Raw genomic sequence first — 17519 nt, 5'->3', positions numbered from 1 at the left:
GGTGAGTCCCGTACACGCGACCGGCGAGCTGCTGGCCAGCCGCAAGGTCGGCGCGTACCACCACCTCAGCGTCGTCGCCCGCGGCGTCGCGGAGCAGTTCCGCCCGGGCACCTTCGTCGCGGTCGCGGTCGGCACGCCCGGCACCTCCGCGGTGCTGGCGCCGCGGCCGCTGTGGATCCACCGGGTCCGCCCGGTCGGCGGCTACGGCCTCGCTCTCCAGCTGGTGCTGGACGTGCGCGGACCCGGGACCCGCTGGCTGGCCGAGCAGCCGGTCGGCGCGCGGCTCGCGCTCACCGGCCCGCTCGGGCGCCCGTTCGCGCTCCCGAAGGAGCCGGTCGCGTGCGTGCTCGTCGGCGAGGGCTACTCCGCCGCGCCCCTGTTCCCGCTCGCCGATCGGCTGCGTGAGCGCGGCTGCGCGGTCACCCTGCTGCTCGGCGCCCCGGACGAGGCGCACCTGCTCTCCGCATTGGAGGCGCGCCGCTCCGCCCGCGCGGTCACCGTGGTCACCCGCGACGGCTCGGTGGGCCAGCGCGGCGAGATCGCCGGCGCGGTCGCCGAGGTGCTGCGCCGCGCCGAGGCCGCGGTCGTCTATGCCGCCGGCCCCGAGCCGATGCTGCACGCGGTCGCCGCCGCCGCCGAGGCCCACGGCGCCTGGAGCCAGTGCGCGGTCGAGCAGCCGCTCGCCTGCGCCACCGGGCTGTGCCACGGCTGCCCGGTCCCGGTGGTGGGGGAGGACGGCGTCGCCCGCACCGTGCGGGCCTGCGTCGACGGACCCGTCTTCCGCGGGGACCGGGTGCGCTGGGAGGAGCTGGGCCGATGACCGGACCGATCCGCGAGGTCCCGCAGATCCCGGGACTGGCGCTGCGCAGCCCGGTGCTCACCGCCGCCGGGTGCGGCGGGACCGGCCGCGAGCTCGCGGCGTACTCACCCCTGGACGCGCTCGGCGCGTTCACCACCCGCACGATCACGCTCAACCCGCGCCGCGGCGGCCCGGCGCCCCGGGTCGTCGAGACCCCGTCGGGCCTCGTGCACTCCACCGGCTGCCCGAACCCCGGCCTCGAGGGCTTCCTGGCCACCGAGCTGCCGCCGCTGGTGCAGTCCGGCGCCCGGGTCGTGGTCTCGGTGGCCGCCGCCTCGGTGCAGGAGTACGCCGACCTGGTGCGCCGCCTCGGGCGCGCCCCGGGCATCGCGGCGGTCGAGGTGAACCTCTCGGCGCCGGACGCCGCCGCCCACGGGCTCTTCGACGTGCGCGAGCCCTTCCACATGACCAGCGTGCTGACCGCCGTGCTCCGCGAGCTGCCCCCGGGCATCCCGGTGCTGGCCAAGCTGCGCCCGGACGTGCTGCGCGTCGTCGAGGCGGCCCGCACCGCGGCGGAGTCCGGCGCGGTCGCGGTGGTCGTGGGCGGCCCCCAGCCCGCCGCGCTCCCGGACGGCCGCCCCGCCGGGCTCAGCGGCCCTGCCGTGCGACCGCTCGCACTGCGCTGCGTGACCGAGGTGCGCGCCGCGCTGCCCGCGCTGCCGGTGATCGGGGCCGGCGGCATCGCCACCGCCGCGGACGCGCGGGACTTCCTGCGCGCCGGCGCCACCGCGGTCCAGGTCGGCAGCGCGCTGCTGCACGACCCCACCACCGCCGGGCGCCTGGTCGCCGAGCTGGCCTCCGACGGGGACGAGGGCCGCACCGGACCCGGACCCGCTGCCGGACCCGCAGACGCCTCCCTGGACGCCCCAGACGCCCCGTCCCGCCCGGCGCGGCCCGTCCAGATCAACACCGACCCCAGCCAGGAGCAGCACCGATGATGAGCACCACCGTCCCGTTCGGCACCCGTCTGCACGCGGCCGTCGCCGAGCGCGGCCCGCTGTGCGTGGGCATCGACCCGCACGCCGCCCTGCTGGAGTCGTGGGGACTTGGCGACGACCTCGCCGGCCTGGAGCGCTTCGCGCTGGGGGCCGTGGAGGCGGTGGCGCCGCACGCCTCGGTGATCAAGCCGCAGTCGGCCTTCTACGAGCGCTTCGGCAGCCGCGGCGTCGCGGTGCTGGAGCGGGTGGTCGCCGAGTCGCGCGCCGCCGGGGCGCTGGTCCTCCTCGACGTGAAGCGCGGCGACATCGGCTCCACCTCGCAGGCCTACGCCGACGCCTACCTCGACCCGACGTCACCGCTCGCGGTGGACGCGATCACCGCCAGCCCGTTCCTCGGGTTCGGCTCGCTGGACCCGATGGTGCGCACCGCCCAGCGCCACGGCGGGGGAGTCTTCGTGCTCGCCCTGACCTCCAACCCCGAGGGCGCGCAGGTGCAGCACGCCGTGGCCGCCGACGGGCGCACGGTGGCCGGCACGGTGCTCGACTCGCTGCGCGACCTCAACGCCGCGGAGGTCGCGGCCGAGGCGCCGACGGGCAGCTTCGGCGCGGTCGTCGGCGCCACCATCGGGGAGAGCGCGGAGGACCTCGACATCGCCGGGCCGCTGCTCGCCCCCGGGTACGGCGCCCAGGGCGGCACCCTCGAGGACGTGCGCCGCATCTTCGGCGCGGCCGCGCGCCACGTGCTGCCGAGCTCCTCGCGCGACGTGCTGCGCCTGGGCCCCGACGTCGCCGCCATGCGCGACGCGGTGCTGCGCGCGAACGACGAGCTGGCGGCGCTGCGCTGATGCGGCCGCGCGCGGGCGGGCGCCGCTGGGCCGTCGGGCTGGCCGGTCCGCTCGCGCTCGCGCTGCCGCTCGTGCTCGGTGGCTGCGGCGGCGACGCGACCGAGTCCTACTGCACGGAGGTCTCCGCGCGCCAGGACGAGCTCGCCGGGCTGCTCGACGACGGGGGACCGGACGCGCTGCTGCGCGCGCTGCCGGTGCTGGAGGACCTGGCCGCCGAGGCGCCCGGCGACCTCGCCGACGAGTGGCAGCAGGTGCTGGGTCGCCTGCAGGCGCTGGACGCCGCGCTCGACCAGGCCGGCGTGGACCCCGCGTCGTACGACCGGGAGCGGCCGCCGGCCGGCCTGGCCGCCGCGCAGCGCAGCGCGATCGACGGCGCGGCCCGCGAGCTGGCCTCGGAGCGGACCGCCGTCGCGATGGCCGGGCTCGAGCAGCAGGCCCGGGACGTGTGCAAGACCCCGCTCGTGCCCTGAGCGCGGTGTGACCAGCGGCGCACGCGGGGCCCCCGCCGGGGCAGCCGATTGCCGTGTCCTCCGCGTTCTGACTACATTGAGCGTCACCAGGCCAGTGGGCGCGCCCGTCGATCGCACGGCCGCCCCCGACACCGACGAGAAGGACGCCCGTGGCTCTGCCCCCGCTCACCCCCGAACAGCGCCAGGCAGCACTCGAGAAGGCGGCCGCGTCCCGCCGGGAGCGGGCCGAGGTGAAGAACCGGCTGAAGAACTCCGGTGCCTCCATCGTCGACGTGCTGCGCGAGGGCCAGGTCAACGAGGTCGTCGGCAAGATGAAGGTCGTCGACCTGCTCCAGTCCATGCCCGGCCTGGGCAAGGTCCGTGCTCGCCAGACCATGGAGCGGCTGGGGATCGCCGAGAGCCGCCGCGTGCGCGGCCTCGGTGCCAAGCAGGTCGCGGCCCTCGAGGCCGAGTTCGCCTCGCGCGACGCGTGAGCACCCCCGAGCGCCGCTCCCGTCTCGTCGTCCTCGCGGGTCCGACCGCGGTGGGCAAGGGCACGGTGGCGGCGGCGGTCCGCGCTGCCCACCCGGAGGTCTGGATCTCCGTCTCCGCCACGACGCGCCCGCCGCGGCCCGGCGAGGAGAACGGCCTCCACTACTGGTTCGTCTCCGACGAGGAGTTCGACCGGATGATCGCCGACGACGACCTGCTCGAGTGGGCGGTCGTGCACAAGGCGGCCCGCTACGGCACTCCCCGGCAGCCGGTCGAGCTCGCCCTGGCCAGCGGACAGCCCGCGATGCTGGAGATCGACCTGCAGGGCGCACGCCAGGTCCGCCGGACCATGCCGGACGCCTTGTTCGTCTTCCTGAGCCCCCCGTCGTGGGAGGAGCTGGTACGCCGCCTGGTCGGACGCGGCACCGAGACGGCCGAGGAGCGCGAGCGCCGGTTGGAGACCGCGCGCGGGGAGCTGGCGGCCGAGTCGGAGTTCGACATCACCATCGTCAACCACGAAGTTCACGAGGCAGCCGAGCAGTTGGTAGCCTTGCTGAAGCAACCACCGACAGATCTGTGAGGCGTTTTAGCGTGCCTGGACCCATCATCGACGCTCAGGGTGTCACCAACCCTCCGATCGACGACCTGCTCACCAAGACCGACAGCAAGTACAAGCTGGTGCTCTACAGCGCCAAGCGCGCCCGGCAGATCAACGCCTACTACTCCCAGCTGGGCGAGGGCCTGCTGGAGTACGTCGGCCCGCTCGTGGACACCCACGTGCAGGAGAAGCCCCTCTCGATCGCGCTCCGCGAGATCAGCGAGGACCTCCTGACCTGCGAGGACGTCGACCCGGCCGAGCTGGCCGCCGAGGCTGCCGCCCAGGCCGCCGCCGCGGACTCCGGCTTCAACGCCGAGGCATGACCCACCCCGCGTCTCGCCGGTGAACCCCACCAGCGACCCCGGCTCCGAGGCCGTGTCCCCTGAGGGGGCACGGCCTGTTGCGCGTCCGCAGGTCGTGCTGGGGGTCTCCGGCGGCATCGCGGCGTACAAGGCCTGCGAGCTGCTGCGCCGCCTGACCGAGTCCGGTCACGACGTCACGGTCGTGCCGACCGCCTCCGCGCTGCGCTTCGTCGGCGCGCCGACCTGGGCGGCGCTGTCGGGCCGCCCGGTGGCCACCGAGGTCTGGGACGGCGTGCACGAGGTGCCGCACGTGCGCATCGGCCAGTCCGCCGACCTGGTGGTGATCGCCCCGGCGACCGCCGACCTGATGGCGAAGGCCGCGCACGGCCAGGCCGACGACCTGCTCACCAACACGCTGCTCACCGCGCGCTGCCCGGTCGTCTTCGCCCCGGCGATGCACACCGAGATGTGGGAGCACCCCGCGACCCGCGACAACGTCGCCACCCTGCGCCGCCGCGGCGCGCTCGTCGTCGAGCCGGCCGAGGGGCGGCTCACCGGCAAGGACACCGGCAAGGGCCGGCTGCCCGACCCGGGGGAGATCTTCGAGCTCGTCGTCGACCTGCTGACCCGCGCGCGTGGCACGGCCGCACCGGTCCAGGACCTCGCCGGCCGTCAGGTCGTCGTGTCCGCCGGCGGCACCCGGGAGTACCTCGACCCGGTGCGCTTCCTCGGCAACCGCTCCTCCGGCCTCCAGGGCGTGGCGCTGGCCCGGGCCGCGGTGGCCCGCGGCGCCGACGTCACGCTGGTCGCCGCCAACGTCGCGCTGCCCGACCCGGCCGGCGCGAAGGTGGTGCGGGTCGAGACCACCGCGCAGCTGCGCGACGCCGTCGTGGTCGCCGCGGCCGGCGCCGACGCCGTCGTGATGGCCGCGGCCCCCGCCGACTTCCGGCCCGCGAACGTGAGCCAGGCGAAGATCAAGAAGTCCGGGGACGGCTCCGCGCCGGCGCTGGAGCTGGTGCAGAACCCCGACATCCTCCACGAGATCAGCACCCGGCGGGTGCGACCCGAGAGCGTGGTGGTCGGCTTCGCCGCCGAGACCGGCGACGACACCGGCTCGGTGCTCGACCTGGCCCGCGCCAAGCTGGCCCGCAAGGGCTGCGACCTGCTCGTCGTCAACGACGTCAGCGGGGGAGCGGTCTTCGGCCAGCCCGACAACGAGGCGGTGATCCTGGCCGCCGACGGCGCCGCCGTCGAGGTGCCCAGGGGGTCCAAGGCCGCCCTCGCGCACGCGATCTGGGACCAGGTGGCCGCGCGCCTGGGCTGACGCCGCTGCGCCCGTTCCTCGCGGATACGTCTCGAGGCGCGGACGTGCGGCTACCCTGAACGGGAATGCACGATCCTCAATCATCTTTCTGCACGATTCTCCACCGTCGCCCCGGGGCACCGGGCGGCACATGACGACCGACCGGGACCGAACGGGAGCGAGCACGACTGTGGCTGGACGACTCTTCACCTCTGAGTCGGTGACCGAGGGTCACCCCGACAAGATCGCCGACCAGATCAGCGACTGCGTCCTCGACGCGATGCTCGCTCAGGACCCCACGAGCCGGGTGGCCGTGGAGACGCTGCTGACCACCGGCCTCGTCGTCGTCGCCGGGGAGGTCACCACCTCCGGCTACGTCGACATCAAGCAGAAGGTGCGCGAGCGCATCCTCGAGATCGGCTACGACTCCTCGGAGAAGGGCTTCGACGGCCACTCCTGCGGCGTCATGGTCGCCATCGGCGGGCAGTCCGGCGACATCGCCCAGGGCGTCGACGAGGGCCACGAGAGCCGCGTCGGCTCCTCCGAGGACGCGCTCGACCGCCAGGGCGCGGGCGACCAGGGCCTGATGTTCGGCTACGCCTGCGACGACACCCCCGAGCTGATGCCGCTGCCGATCAAGATCGCGCAGACGCTGTCCGAGCGGCTCTCCCAGGTCCGCAAGGACGGGACGCTGGACTACCTGCGCCCGGACGGCAAGACCCAGGTGACCATCGAGTACGACGAGGCCAACCGGCCGGTCCGCATCGACACCGTGGTGCTCTCGACCCAGCACGCCGAGGAGATCGACCTCGAGTCGACCCTCCAGCCGGACATCAAGAAGCACGTCATCGACCCGGTCCTGGCGATGTTCCCCATCCCCTCCGACGGCTACCGCCTGCTGGTCAACCCCACCGGGCGCTTCGTGGTCGGCGGCCCGATGGGCGACGCCGGCCTCACCGGCCGCAAGATCATCGTCGACACCTACGGCGGCATGGCCCGCCACGGCGGCGGCGCGTTCTCCGGCAAGGACCCCTCGAAGGTCGACCGCTCCGCGGCGTACGCCATGCGCTGGGTGGCCAAGAACGTCGTCGCCGCGGGCCTGGCCACGCGCTGCGAGGCCCAGGTCGCCTACGCCATCGGCAAGGCCAAGCCGGTGGGCGTCTTCATCGAGACCTTCGGCACCGGCACGGTCTCCGACGAGCAGATCCAGCAGGCCGTGCTGGAGGTCTTCGACCTGCGCCCGGCCGCGATCATCCGCGACCTGGACCTGCTGCGCCCGATCTACGCCAAGACCGCGGCGTACGGCCACTTCGGCCGCGAGCTCCCCGAGTTCACCTGGGAGCGCACCGACCGCGCCGACGCGCTGCGGGCCGCGCTGCGCGACTGAACCACGTGAGCGGCGGGCCCTTCTCGGCGACGAGGAGGGCCCGCTGCGACGTGGGACGCCCCCGCTCGGCGGTGGGGGTGGGCGCTGGTAGACATCTGTCCATGACCGCGCCGCTGGAGCACCCCGAGCTGCCGGGCATGGTGCGGGCGACGGCGGCGGAGTCCCAGGCCAAGGCGCGCGCGACCCGTGCGCGCAAGGTCGCCGAGGCCGAGATCACCACCACCGACCCGGTCGCCCGGGTGCTGGTCGACGTGCCGCTGGCCCACCTCGACCGGCCCTTCGACTACGCCGTGCCGGTCGCGATGGCCCAGGCCGCCCGGCCCGGCGTGCGGGTCAAGGTCCGCTTCGCCGGCCAGGACGTCGACGGCTACGTCGTGGCCCGCGCGGCGTCCTCCGAGCACACCGGCCGGCTCGCGCCGCTGCGCCGGGTGGTGAGCGCCGAGCCGGTGCTGAGCCCGGCGGTCGCGGCACTGAGCGCCGACGTCGCCGAGCGCTACGCCGGCACCCGCTCCGACGTGCTGCGCCTGGCCGTCCCGCCGCGCCACGCGAGCGTCGAGAAGACCCCCACCCCGCCGGAGCCGCCCCTCGACGCGCTCGGCGAGGCCGTACGCCGCGCGGTCGGCGCGCTGACGCCGGGGGCGGCCCACCTGGAGCCGTTCCTGCGCCGGTTGCGCGAGGGCGCGTCGCCGCGCGCCGTCTGGGGTCCGGCACCCGGCGAGGACTGGGCCCACCTGGTCGCCCTGGCCGCCGCGGTGACCCGCCTCGCGGGGCGCGGCAGCGTGGTGTGCGTGCCCGACGGACGCGACGTCGACCGCCTCGACGCCGCGCTGCGCGCGCTGCTCGGCGAGGGCCACCACGTGGTGCTGCGCGCCGACGCCGGCCCGGCGGCGCGCTACCGCGACTTCCTCGCCGTCGCCCGCGGCGAGCGCCGCATCGTCGTCGGCACCCGATCGGCGGCCTTCGCCCCGGTGCGCGACCTGGGCCTGGTCGCGATCTGGGACGACGGCGACGACCTGCACGCCGAGCCGCGCGCGCCGTACCCGCACACCCGCGAGACGCTGCTGCTGCGCGCCGAGCGCGAGGGCACCGCGGTGCTCGTCGGCGGGTTCGCGCGCACCGTGGAGGCCTCCTACCTGGTCCGCACCGGCTGGGCCGAGGACCTCGTCGCGCCGCGTGCGGTGGTGCGTGAACGGGTCCGCGTCGCGGTTGCCGGCGCCACCGACTTCGACCTGCTGCGCGACCCGATGGCCCGCGCCGCCCGGATGCCGCGCCAGGTCCACGACGCGGTGCGCATCGGGCTGGCCGAGGGGCCGGTGCTGGTGCAGTCGCCCCGCTCGGGCTACGTCCCGTCGCTGGCCTGCGAGCGCTGCCGCACCCCGGCGCGCTGCGGCGCCTGCACCGGTCCGCTGCAGCTGCGCGGCCCGACCCTGCCGCCGGCGTGCCGCTGGTGCGGCGTGGTCGCCGAGCAGTGGGCCTGCCCGACCTGCGGGCACCGCGGGCTGCGCGCGCCGGTGGTCGGCCAGGAGCGCACCGCCGAGGAGCTCGGGCGCGCCTTCCCGGGTGCCCGGGTGGTGACCTCCGCCGGCGACCGGGTGCTCGCCGAGGTCGACGAGCGTCCCGGGATCGTGGTCGCGACGCCGGGCGCCGAGCCGGTCGCCGCGGGCGGCTACGCCGTGGTGGTGCTGCTCGACGCGTGGCTGACGCTGGGTCGCACCGACCTGCGCACCGACGAGGAGGCACTGCGGCGCTGGACCAACGCGGTCGCGCTCGTGCGCCCCGGCGGGCGGGCGCTGATCGTGGGCGACCCGGCGCACCCGTCGGTGCAGGCGCTGGTGCGCTGGGACCACGCCGGGTTCGCCGAGCGCGAGACCACCGAGCGGGTCGAGGCCCACCTCCCGCCGGCCTCCCGGATGGCGACCATCACCGGCGAGCCCGGGGCCGTCGACGACGCGGTCACCCTGCTCGACCTGCCGCCCGCCACCGACGTGCTCGGCCCGGTGCCGGCCGAGGAGGAGTGCCGGGTGGTGCTGCGCGCGCCCCGCCTGCACGGCGCCGCGCTGTCCCGGGCGCTCGGCGAGCTGCAGCGGATCCGGTCGGCGCGCAAGCTCGACGCCGTACGGATCCAGGTGGACCCGCCGACGCTCTGAGGCTCGGCTCTAGACTGTTGCGCGACCCGACCACCACCCCGCACCGCACGAGGAGCACATCCGCCTGTGGCGATCCAGCCCATCCGTCTCTTCGGCGACCCGGTCCTGCGGCGTCCGGCGATCGAGGTCGTCGACTTCGACCGCGAGCTGCGCACGCTGGTCGCGGACCTCACCGACACCATGCGCAACGCGCCAGGGGCCGGCCTGGCCGCCCCGCAGATCGGGGTCGGCCTGCGCGTCTTCACCTGGTGGGTGGACGGCGAGGTCGGCCACCTGGTCAACCCGGACCTCTCACTGTCGGAGGAGACCCAGGACGGCCCGGAGGGCTGCCTGTCCCTGCCGGACCTGAGCTACGACTGCCGCCGCGCGCGCTCGGTCGTCGCCCGCGGCTTCGACATGCACGGCGAGCCGGTGGTCATCGAGGGCTCGGACCTGCTGGCGCGCGCGATCCAGCACGAGACCGACCACCTCGACGGAGTCCTGTTCATCGACCGCCTCGATCCCGAGGCACGCAAGGCCGCCATGCGCGAGATCCGCGAGGCGGAGTGGTTCGGCCTGGGCAAGCCCACCGTCAAGGTCAGCCCGCACCCCACCAACGGATTCGGAGTCTGAGAGCCCACATGCGCATCGTCTTCGCGGGGACCCCCGAGGTCGCCGTTCCCGCCCTGAACGCCCTGGCCGAGTCCGGCCACGAGCTCGTCGGCGTCGTGACCCGTCCCGACGCCCCCGCCGGCCGCGGTCGCAAGCTGGTCGCGAGCCCGGTGGCCCAGCGGGCCGAGGAGCTCGGCGTCCCGGTGCTCAAGCCCGAGCACCCGCGCGACCCCGAGTTCCAAGAGCAGCTCAAGGCGCTGCGCCCCGACTGCTGCCCGGTGGTCGCCTACGGCGCGCTGCTGCCGCAGTCCGCCCTCGACATCCCCGAGCACGGCTGGGTCAACCTGCACTTCTCCTGCCTGCCCGCCTGGCGCGGTGCGGCGCCGGTGCAGCACTCGATCTGGGCCGGCGACGAGGTCACCGGCGCGACGACGTTCCGCATCGTCAAGGCGCTCGACGCCGGGCCGACGTTCGGCGTGATGACCGAGCGGATCCGCCCCACCGACACCGCCGGCGACCTGCTCGAGCGCCTGGCCGAGGGCGGCGCGGGCCTGCTCGTCGCGACCCTCGACGGCATCGAGGACGGCTCGCTGGTCGCCCGCGAGCAGCCCGAGGACGGCGTGAGCTTCGCGCCCAAGATCCTGGTCGAGGACGCCCGCATCGACTGGACCCTCCCGGCCGTGCAGATCGACCGGCAGGTGCGCGCCTGCACCCCCGGTCCGGGTGCCTGGACGACCTTCGAGGGCGAGCGGTTCAAGATCGCCCCGGTGACCCTCCTGGACGCCGACGGCGATGAGGCGCCGGCGCTGGCGCCGGGCACCCTCGAGGTCCGCAAGAACGCCGTCCTGGTCGGCACCGGCACCACCGCGGTGCGCCTGGGCGAGGTCAAGGCGTTCGGCAAGAAGCAGATGCAGGCGGCCGACTGGGCGCGCGGGACGCGGGTGGAGACCGGTGCCGTCCTCGGTGCCGAGTGACGAGCGTCCGGCGCGTGCGTCGGACGTCGACGAGATCTGCCTGGGCCTGCCGCAGGTGGAGCTCGGCACGTCCTGGGGCGACGTGCCGACGTACCTCGTCGGCGGACGCGGCTTCCTGCTCTTCCGCAAGCCGCACCGGTCGGCGCTGGACCCGGCGACCGGCGAGCCCTACGACGATCTGCTGGTGGTCGTGACCCCGGGGCCGGCGGAGAAGGCCTCCCTCGTCGAGGACGAGCGCCTGCCGTTCTTCACCATCGACCACCTTGCGCGCACCAACGCGGTGCTCGTGCAGCAGTCGCGCCTGGGCGAGATCAGCCGCGCCGAGCTCGCCGAGGTGATCACCGACGCCTGGGCCGCGCGGGCGCCGAAGCGCCTCGTGCGCGAGCACCTGGGGTCCGAGCATGGCTGAGCCGCGCCGCCGGGGTCGGCGCCCCGGCCAGGGCCCGCGCCCCGGCCAGCGTCCCGCCGCCCGGACCAGCCGTCCACCGACCGACCCCGCCCGCACCGCCGCGCTCGCGGTGCTCCAGGCGGTGCGGGTCGACAACGCCTACGCCAACCTGGCGCTGCCTGCCGCGCTGCGCGACCACGGCCTCAGCGGTCGCGACGCCGCCTTCACCACCGAGCTGGTCTCCGGGACCCTGCGGATGCGCGGCACGTACGACGCGGTGCTCGGCGCCTGCGTGGACCGCTCGCTGAACAAGGTCGAGGCGAAGGTCCTCGACGCGCTGCGCATCGGCGCCCACCAGCTGCTCTCGATGCGGGTCCCGCCGCACGCCGCGATCAGCACCACCGTCGACCTCGCCCGGGCCCGGGTGGGGGCCGGCGCCGCCGCCTTCACCAACGCGGTGCTGCGCAAGGTCTCCGAGCACGACCTGGACACCTGGGTCGAGCGGGTCGCCCCCGACCGGGACAAGGACCCCTCCGGGCACGCCGCCGTCGCGCACTCCCACCCGCGCTGGGTGGTCGACGAGCTGCGCAAGGCGGTCGGCCCCGACGAGCTCGAGGCGCTGCTCGCCGCGGACAACGCGGCCCCCCGGGTGACCCTGGTGGCCCGCCCCGGACGCGCCACGCCCGCGGAGCTCCCGGGCGAGCCCACGGCGTACTCGCCGTACGGCGTGGTGCTCGAGGGCGGCGACCCCGCGAGCGTGCCGGCGGTGGCCGACGGTCGCGCGGGCGTGCAGGACGAGGGCTCCCAGCTGGTCGCCGTGGCGCTCGCCGCGGCGCCGCTCGAGGGCCCGGACAACACCTGGCTGGACCTGTGCGCCGGCCCTGGCGGCAAGGCCTCGCTGCTCGCCGCGATCGCCGCCGGGCGCGGCGCGGGACTGGTCGCCTCCGAGCGTCAGCCCCACCGCGCCCGCCTGGTCGCTCGCGCGCTGCAGGGCTCCGACGGGGTGCTCGGCGTGGTGGCCGCGGACGGGGTGCGCCCGCCGTACCGTCCGGGGTCCTTCGACCGGGTGCTGGTCGACGCGCCGTGCACCGGGCTGGGGGCGCTGCGGCGCCGCCCGGAGGCCCGCTGGCGCCGCCGGCCCGACGACCTGCTGGAGCTGGTGCTTCTCCAGCGCGGCCTGGTCGGCGCGGCGCTGGAGCTGGTGCGACCCGGCGGCGTGGTGCTCTACGCGACCTGCTCGCCGGTGCTCGCGGAGACCGCGGGCGTGGTGCGCTCCGTGCTCACCGGGCGCAGCGACGTCGAGCTGGAGGACGCCGCGCCGCTGCTGCCGCAGGTGCCGGACGCCGCCGGCCCGCTGCCGGGCACGCTGCAGCTGTGGCCGCACCGCCACGGCACCGACGCGATGTTCCTCGCGCTGCTGCGCCGCCGCTGAGCAGGGAGCCCCGGGTCCGCCGCTGGGCCGGGGTCAGTCCAGCACGTGGCGCAGGTAGCGCTGCGGGGCCTCGAGGTAGGCGCGCCAGTGCTGGACCAGCTCGAGGTCCTCCCAGTGGACCTGCTGGTAGCCCCACTCGCCGACCTCGAGGACCGTCGCGCCCGGCAGGGCGGCCAGCACCGGCGAGTGGGTCGCGCAGAGCACCTGCCCGCCCTCCTCGGCCACGCGGTGCAGGGTGTCGATCAGGCCCAGGGTCGAGGAGAACGACAGCGCGGCCTCCGGCTCGTCGAGGCAGTAGAAGCCGGGGGAGTCGAAACGGGTGCGCAGCACCTCCAGGAACGACTCGCCGTGGCTCATCTCGTGCAGGGCGGTGCCGCTGCCGCTGTCCTCGAGGTAGGAGTAGAGGCCGTGCATGGTCTCCGCCCGTAGGAAGTATCCCCAGCGCCCCGCGCCGATCCCGCGGCGCAGCCGCAGGTGCTGGCCCAGCGGTGACTCGCTGGGCCGGGTGCGGTGCCGGGCGCCGGTGGAGCCGCCCTCCGGGTTCAGGCCGTACGCCATGGCGACCGCCTCGACCAGCGTCGACTTGCCCGAGCCGTTCTCCCCGACCAGGAACGTCACCCCGCGCGGCAGGTCCAGGCCCTCGCGCGCCAGCTGGGCCACGGCCGGGATGGTCATCGGCCAGCTCTCCTCGTCGAGACCCTCGCCGGGCACGACCTCGACGCGTACGACGGGCGGCTGGTCGAAGTCCACGGCGTCCACGGTAGGGCGTCCCACCCCCGGCTACCTTGGCCCCATGCCAGCGTCGAAGCCGCCCGCGGTCGAGCTCGAGGTCGAGGACCGCGTCGTACGCATCAGCAACCCCGACCGGGTGTACTTCCCGGAGAGCGGGGCGACCAAGATGGACCTGGTCGAGTACTACCTCGCGGTCGGCCCGGGCATCGTCAACGCGCTGTGGGAGCGCCCGTGCATGCTGCACCGCTTTCCCAAGGGCCTGGCGGGGGAGAAGGTGCACCAGAAGCGCCTGCCGGCCGGGGCGCCGCCGTGGGTGGAGACGGTGCAGCTGCACTAGAACACCCGCGACCACACCATCGCCGCGGCGTACTCGGTGCGCGGGCTGCCCGACGCCCGCGTGTCCACCCCGCTGCCCTGGGACGAGGTGCCCGACGTGGACCCCCGCGACCTGACGATCTTCACCGTCCCGCAGCGCTTCGCCGAGCTCGGTGACCTGCACGCCGACATCGACGACCACGTCTTCGACCCCGCCCCGCTGCTGGAGTGGGCCGCGCGCGACGAGCGCGAAGGGGGCGAGGAGCCCGAGCCGCCGGCCGAGGGCTGAGCCCCGCCGCGGTGCCCGGGATCACCCGTTCGGGCTCGCGTGCCCGCGGTGGGCGCCGGGTAACGACCTGCGGTGAACGACTCCGCACGCGCCCGGGTCCGTGAGACCGCCCGCACCCGCTTCGGGCACGACTCGCTGCTCCCGGGACAGACCGAGACGGTGTACTCGCTCCTCGAGGGCCACGACGTCCTGCTCGTGGCGCCGACCGGCTCGGGCAAGTCGCTGGTCTACCAGCTGGCGGGGGTGCTCTCCGGCGGCTGGACCCTGGTCGTCTCGCCGCTCCTCGCGCTCCAGCAGGACCAGGTCGACGCCCTGCACGCCGCGCCCGGCGGGCTCCGTGCGGCCCGGGTGAGCTCCGCGGAGAGCGCCGCGCAGCGCGAGGAGGTGCTCGCCGGCACCGAGGGCGGGCGGGTCGACTTCCTGTTCTGCTCGCCCGAGCAGCTCGCGAACGACGAGGTCCGCGCGCGCCTGGCCGCCGCGGCCCCGGCCCTGGTCGCGGTGGACGAGGCGCACTGCGTCTCGGCCTGGGGCCACGACTTCCGGCCCGACTACTTCCGCCTGGGCGAGCTGGTCGCCGAGCTCGGCGACGGTGGGGCCCCGCGACTGGTCGCGATGACCGCCACCGCCGCGCCCCCGGTCCGCGACGACATCGCCGAGCGGCTGGGCATGCGCGACCCGCGCACCATCGTCACCGGCTTCGCCCGCGACAACCTGACCCTCGACGTGGTCCGGGTGGTCACGCCCCGCGAGCAGCAGGACCGGGTCCTCGAGCTCGCCGCCCGGACACCCGGATCGGGCATCGTCTACTGCCGCACCCGCCCCGCCGCCCAGGAGTACGCTGACGCGCTCGCCGCCGCGGGCCGGCGTACGGCGGTCTACCACGCGGGCCTCTCTCACGCGCGCCGCGCGCGCACCCACGAGGCGTTCATGGCCGACGAGGTCGAGGTCGTCGTGGCCACCTCCGCGTTCGGGATGGGCATCGACAAGCCGGACCTGCGGTTCGTGGTGCACGCCCAGGTCCCGGAGTCCCCGGACACCTACTACCAGGAGGTCGGCCGCGCGGGCCGCGACGGCGAGCCCGCCACGGTGACTCTCGTCTACCGCTCCGAGGACCTCTCGCTGGGCCGGTTCTTCTCCGGTGGGGTGCCCAGGCGCCGCGACGTCGTGGCCGTCGTCGACGCGGTCGCGCAGGTGGGTGAGGACCCGCGCGACGTGCAGGAGCACACCGGTCTCGGGCGCCGCCGGGTCGGGCGGATCCTCAACCTGCTGGCGGTCGTCGCGGACACCGGGGGAGCCGGGGAGGCCGGCACCGCGTCGGCACGCGTCGAGGCCGCGATCGGGCTGGCGGAGTCCCACCGCCGCCTGGAGCGCTCCCGGGTGGACATGATGCGGGCCTACGCCGAGACCGACCGGTGCCGCGCGGAGGTCCTCGTCGGCTACTTCGGCGAGCAGCTCGAGGAGCGCTGCGGGGTCTGCGACAGCTGCCGGGCCGGCACCGCCCCGGAGCCGGCACCCGCGGCCGACGTGGCCTTCGGGGTGCAGGAGGAGGTGGTGCACGCGGAGTTCGGGCGCGGCACGGTGACCGACCTGGAGGAGGACCGGGTGACCGTGCTGTTCGAGGCGGTCGGCTACCGCACCCTGTCCCTTGAGGTGCTCGAGGAGCACGAGCTGCTCACCCCCGCCTGACTGGCTGTATCCCTCTTGCCGGGGCGACTCGCGTGGTCACCGTGCGGGGCATGCCGCACCCGAGTGACCGACGACCCTGCCGCAGGAGGGCGCGGACTTCGTGGACCGTCAGCTCGCCGGCTTCGTGGGGAAGGTCAGCTGGGCGGGGATCGAGCGGCTCGTCGACCATGCCCGCGTCGCCTTCGATCCCGAGGGCGCGGAGAAGGAACGCCACGAGGCGGCCGACCGTCGCCGCTTCGACGTGCACACCCGCGAGGCGACCCACGCCGGCACCGTCCACGTCGAGGGGGTCCTCGACCTGGGCGACGCACTCGACCTGGACACCGCGATTCGCCACGGCGCCGAGGAACTTGCCGCACTCGGATCCACCGAGTCGTTGGACGTGCGCCGTTCCATGGCTGCCGGTGAGCTGGCTCGCCGGCAGCTGGCGTTCGACCTCCGTACCGAGGCGGGAGACGGCGCCGCCTCGGTGGTCAAGCCGCGCCAGGTCGTGATCCACGTGCATCTCTCGCACGCCGCGATCTCCCGTGACGAGACCGGGATCGCGCAGGTCGAGGAGACCCGGTCCATCGTGTCGACCGACCAGGTCCGCCGGTGGTGCGGCTCTGACACCCAGGTCGTCGTGAAGCCGGTCATCGACCTCGAGGCGCACCACCACGCCGACGCCTATGCGATCCCCGACCGGCTCGCCGAGCAGACCAGGCTCGCCGCGCCGGTCTGCGCCTTACCGTGGTGTGAGCGCCTCGCTCGACGCTGCGACATCGACCACGTCACCGCCCACGGCGACGGTGGCCCGACGTGCGGTTGCAACCTCGCCCCGCTGTGCCGCCGACATCACCGCGCGAAGACCCACGCGGGGTGGGTCTATGACACGACCGACGCCGCGACGTACGTCTGGCGCTCGCCGCATGGGTTGCACCTCGTGAAGGACCGGGGCGCCACCCGGCTCGTCACTGCGCACCCGCCCGACGAGTAGATCGACCGCCCCGGACCCCGCCGGCACGCGGCTCGAGGTCGTCTTGGTGATCCGGTGACTGACGTCGCCACGAGGGACACACCCAGTGCCCGAGGCGGGTCGAGCCCGCGGCCGGGGAGGCCGGGTCCGGTCACTAGACTTCGGCTCCGTGGGCCACATCCAGATCACGCCGAGCATCCTCAACGCCGACTTCGCACAGCTCGGGGCGGAGGTGGGTCGCATCGGGAGCGCCGACTGGGTGCACGTGGACGTCATGGACAACCACTTCGTCCCCAACCTCACCTTCGGCCCGACGATGGTCGAGGCGCTCGCGCGCAGCACCGACATCCCGCTCGACGCGCACCTGATGATCGAGGACCCCGACCGCAACGCCGTCACCTACGTCGAGGCCGGTTGCTCCTCGGTCACCTTCCACGTCGAGGCGGCCAAGGCGCCGGTGCGCCTGGCCCGGGAGATCCGCAGGGCCGGCGGGCGCGCCAGCATGGCGCTCAAGCCCGCCACCCCGATCGACCCCTACGAGGACCTGCTCCCCGAGCTCGACATGCTGCTGATCATGACCGTCGAGCCCGGCTTCGGCGGTCAGAAGTTCCTCGACCTGTGCCTGCCCAAGATCCGCCGGGCCCGGGCGATGATGGACAAGCACGGCGTGGAGACCTGGCTCCAGGTCGACGGCGGCGTCTCCCTGGAGACCATCGAGCGTTGCGCCGAGGCCGGAGCCGACGTGTTCGTCGCGGGCTCTGCGGTCTACTCCGCCGAGGACCCCGACCGGATGGTGGCCGACCTGCGCGCCGCCGCCGAGGCCGCCCGCGCCTGAGC

At 75.1% G+C, this 17519-nt stretch carries 19 protein-coding genes and 1 pseudogene; 19 read left to right on the top strand and 1 reads right to left on the bottom strand.

The window, feature by feature from the left end; translation table 11 throughout:
- Position 1 precedes the first annotated feature (1 nt).
- The 14 genes from HOQ23_RS21380 to HOQ23_RS00030 all read left to right on the top strand — a co-directional run bounded on the left by HOQ23_RS21380 (position 2) and on the right by HOQ23_RS00030 (position 12705).
- Complete coding sequence (locus HOQ23_RS21380) at positions 2 to 820, top strand: dihydroorotate dehydrogenase electron transfer subunit (protein ID WP_172210706.1); 819 nt, start codon at positions 2 to 4, stop codon at positions 818 to 820.
- Positions 817 to 1797 carry a nitronate monooxygenase gene (locus HOQ23_RS00090; RefSeq protein WP_172210705.1) on the top strand — a complete coding sequence of 327 codons (981 nt, stop codon included), beginning with the start codon at positions 817 to 819 and terminating at the stop codon, positions 1795 to 1797. The genes HOQ23_RS21380 and HOQ23_RS00090 overlap by 4 nt, the downstream gene beginning before the upstream one ends.
- Positions 1797 to 2642 carry an orotidine-5'-phosphate decarboxylase gene (pyrF, locus tag HOQ23_RS00085; protein ID WP_172210703.1) on the top strand — a complete coding sequence of 282 codons (846 nt, stop codon included), beginning with the start codon at positions 1797 to 1799 and terminating at the stop codon, positions 2640 to 2642. Before HOQ23_RS00090 ends, pyrF begins: the two co-directional genes overlap by 1 nt.
- The gene (locus tag HOQ23_RS00080; RefSeq protein WP_172210702.1) at positions 2642 to 3112 is read left to right on the top strand and encodes a hypothetical protein; all 471 of its coding nucleotides are present in this window, start codon (positions 2642 to 2644) and stop codon (positions 3110 to 3112) included. Before pyrF ends, HOQ23_RS00080 begins: the two co-directional genes overlap by 1 nt.
- A 149-nt stretch (positions 3113 to 3261) precedes the next feature.
- Positions 3262 to 3585, top strand: coding sequence for an integration host factor, actinobacterial type (mihF, locus tag HOQ23_RS00075; RefSeq protein WP_172210701.1), 324 nt, complete (start codon positions 3262 to 3264; stop codon positions 3583 to 3585).
- Positions 3582 to 4163 (top strand): guanylate kinase, encoded by a 582-nt coding sequence (gene gmk / locus HOQ23_RS00070; RefSeq protein WP_172210700.1) that lies wholly within the window; start codon positions 3582 to 3584, stop codon positions 4161 to 4163. The genes mihF and gmk overlap by 4 nt, the downstream gene beginning before the upstream one ends.
- 11 nt (positions 4164 to 4174) lie before the next feature.
- A complete protein-coding gene (rpoZ, locus tag HOQ23_RS00065; RefSeq protein ID WP_172210698.1) occupies positions 4175 to 4504 on the top strand; it encodes a DNA-directed RNA polymerase subunit omega in 330 nt (109 codons plus the stop codon).
- Between the two features lie 52 nt (positions 4505 to 4556).
- Entirely contained in the window at positions 4557 to 5807 is a 1251-nt protein-coding gene (coaBC, locus tag HOQ23_RS00060) for a bifunctional phosphopantothenoylcysteine decarboxylase/phosphopantothenate--cysteine ligase CoaBC (protein WP_367650337.1), read from the top strand.
- Positions 5808 to 5976: 169 nt separating this feature from the next.
- Positions 5977 to 7173, top strand: a complete 1197-nt coding sequence (gene metK / locus HOQ23_RS00055; RefSeq protein WP_172210694.1) for a methionine adenosyltransferase — start codon at positions 5977 to 5979, stop codon at positions 7171 to 7173.
- Positions 7174 to 7274: 101 nt separating this feature from the next.
- Entirely contained in the window at positions 7275 to 9320 is a 2046-nt protein-coding gene (locus tag HOQ23_RS00050) for a primosomal protein N' (protein ID WP_172210692.1), read from the top strand.
- A gap of 66 nt (positions 9321 to 9386) precedes the next feature.
- Positions 9387 to 9932, top strand: a complete 546-nt coding sequence (def, locus tag HOQ23_RS00045) for a peptide deformylase (protein WP_172210690.1) — start codon at positions 9387 to 9389, stop codon at positions 9930 to 9932.
- A gap of 8 nt (positions 9933 to 9940) precedes the next feature.
- Positions 9941 to 10885: a methionyl-tRNA formyltransferase gene (gene fmt, locus HOQ23_RS00040; protein WP_172210687.1), complete on the top strand. Its 945-nt coding sequence runs from the start codon at positions 9941 to 9943 to the stop codon at positions 10883 to 10885.
- On the top strand, positions 10875 to 11294 hold the full coding sequence (locus HOQ23_RS00035) for an MmcQ/YjbR family DNA-binding protein (RefSeq protein ID WP_172210685.1): 420 nt from the start codon (positions 10875 to 10877) through the stop codon (positions 11292 to 11294). Before fmt ends, HOQ23_RS00035 begins: the two co-directional genes overlap by 11 nt.
- A complete protein-coding gene (locus HOQ23_RS00030; protein ID WP_172210683.1) occupies positions 11287 to 12705 on the top strand; it encodes an RsmB/NOP family class I SAM-dependent RNA methyltransferase in 1419 nt (472 codons plus the stop codon). The genes HOQ23_RS00035 and HOQ23_RS00030 overlap by 8 nt, the downstream gene beginning before the upstream one ends.
- 33 nt (positions 12706 to 12738) lie before the next feature.
- Here HOQ23_RS00030 and HOQ23_RS00025 read toward each other — a convergent pair whose 3' ends face one another.
- The gene (locus HOQ23_RS00025) at positions 12739 to 13455 is read right to left on the bottom strand and encodes an AAA family ATPase (protein ID WP_367650306.1); all 717 of its coding nucleotides are present in this window, start codon (positions 13453 to 13455) and stop codon (positions 12739 to 12741) included.
- 43 nt (positions 13456 to 13498) lie between these two features.
- On the opposite strand from HOQ23_RS00025, the gene HOQ23_RS21375 reads away from it, so the two are divergent.
- The 5 genes and pseudogenes from HOQ23_RS21375 (at position 13499) to rpe (ending at position 17517) form a co-directional block, all read left to right on the top strand.
- Positions 13499 to 13774 (top strand): hypothetical protein, encoded by a 276-nt coding sequence (locus HOQ23_RS21375; protein ID WP_367650305.1) that lies wholly within the window; start codon positions 13499 to 13501, stop codon positions 13772 to 13774.
- 12 nt (positions 13775 to 13786) lie between these two features.
- A pseudogene (locus HOQ23_RS21370) lies at positions 13787 to 14041 on the top strand (ATP-dependent DNA ligase); the annotation flags it as partial.
- A 72-nt stretch (positions 14042 to 14113) separates the two neighbouring features.
- Complete coding sequence (locus tag HOQ23_RS21365) at positions 14114 to 15727, top strand: RecQ family ATP-dependent DNA helicase (RefSeq protein WP_172210681.1); 1614 nt, start codon at positions 14114 to 14116, stop codon at positions 15725 to 15727.
- A 100-nt stretch (positions 15728 to 15827) separates the two neighbouring features.
- The gene (locus HOQ23_RS00010; RefSeq protein ID WP_172210679.1) at positions 15828 to 16703 is read left to right on the top strand and encodes an HNH endonuclease signature motif containing protein; all 876 of its coding nucleotides are present in this window, start codon (positions 15828 to 15830) and stop codon (positions 16701 to 16703) included.
- A 148-nt stretch (positions 16704 to 16851) separates the two neighbouring features.
- Positions 16852 to 17517 carry a ribulose-phosphate 3-epimerase gene (gene rpe / locus HOQ23_RS00005; protein ID WP_172210677.1) on the top strand — a complete coding sequence of 222 codons (666 nt, stop codon included), beginning with the start codon at positions 16852 to 16854 and terminating at the stop codon, positions 17515 to 17517.
- Positions 17518 to 17519: the final 2 nt, after the last annotated feature.

The sequence above is a fragment of the Nocardioides sp. zg-DK7169 genome (genome assembly GCF_013155365.1).
In the GTDB taxonomy this organism is placed as follows: Bacteria; Actinomycetota; Actinomycetes; order Propionibacteriales; family Nocardioidaceae; genus Nocardioides.
Note: the sequence above shows the minus strand (reverse complement) of the source record. Positions and strands in the feature narration are given on the sequence as shown.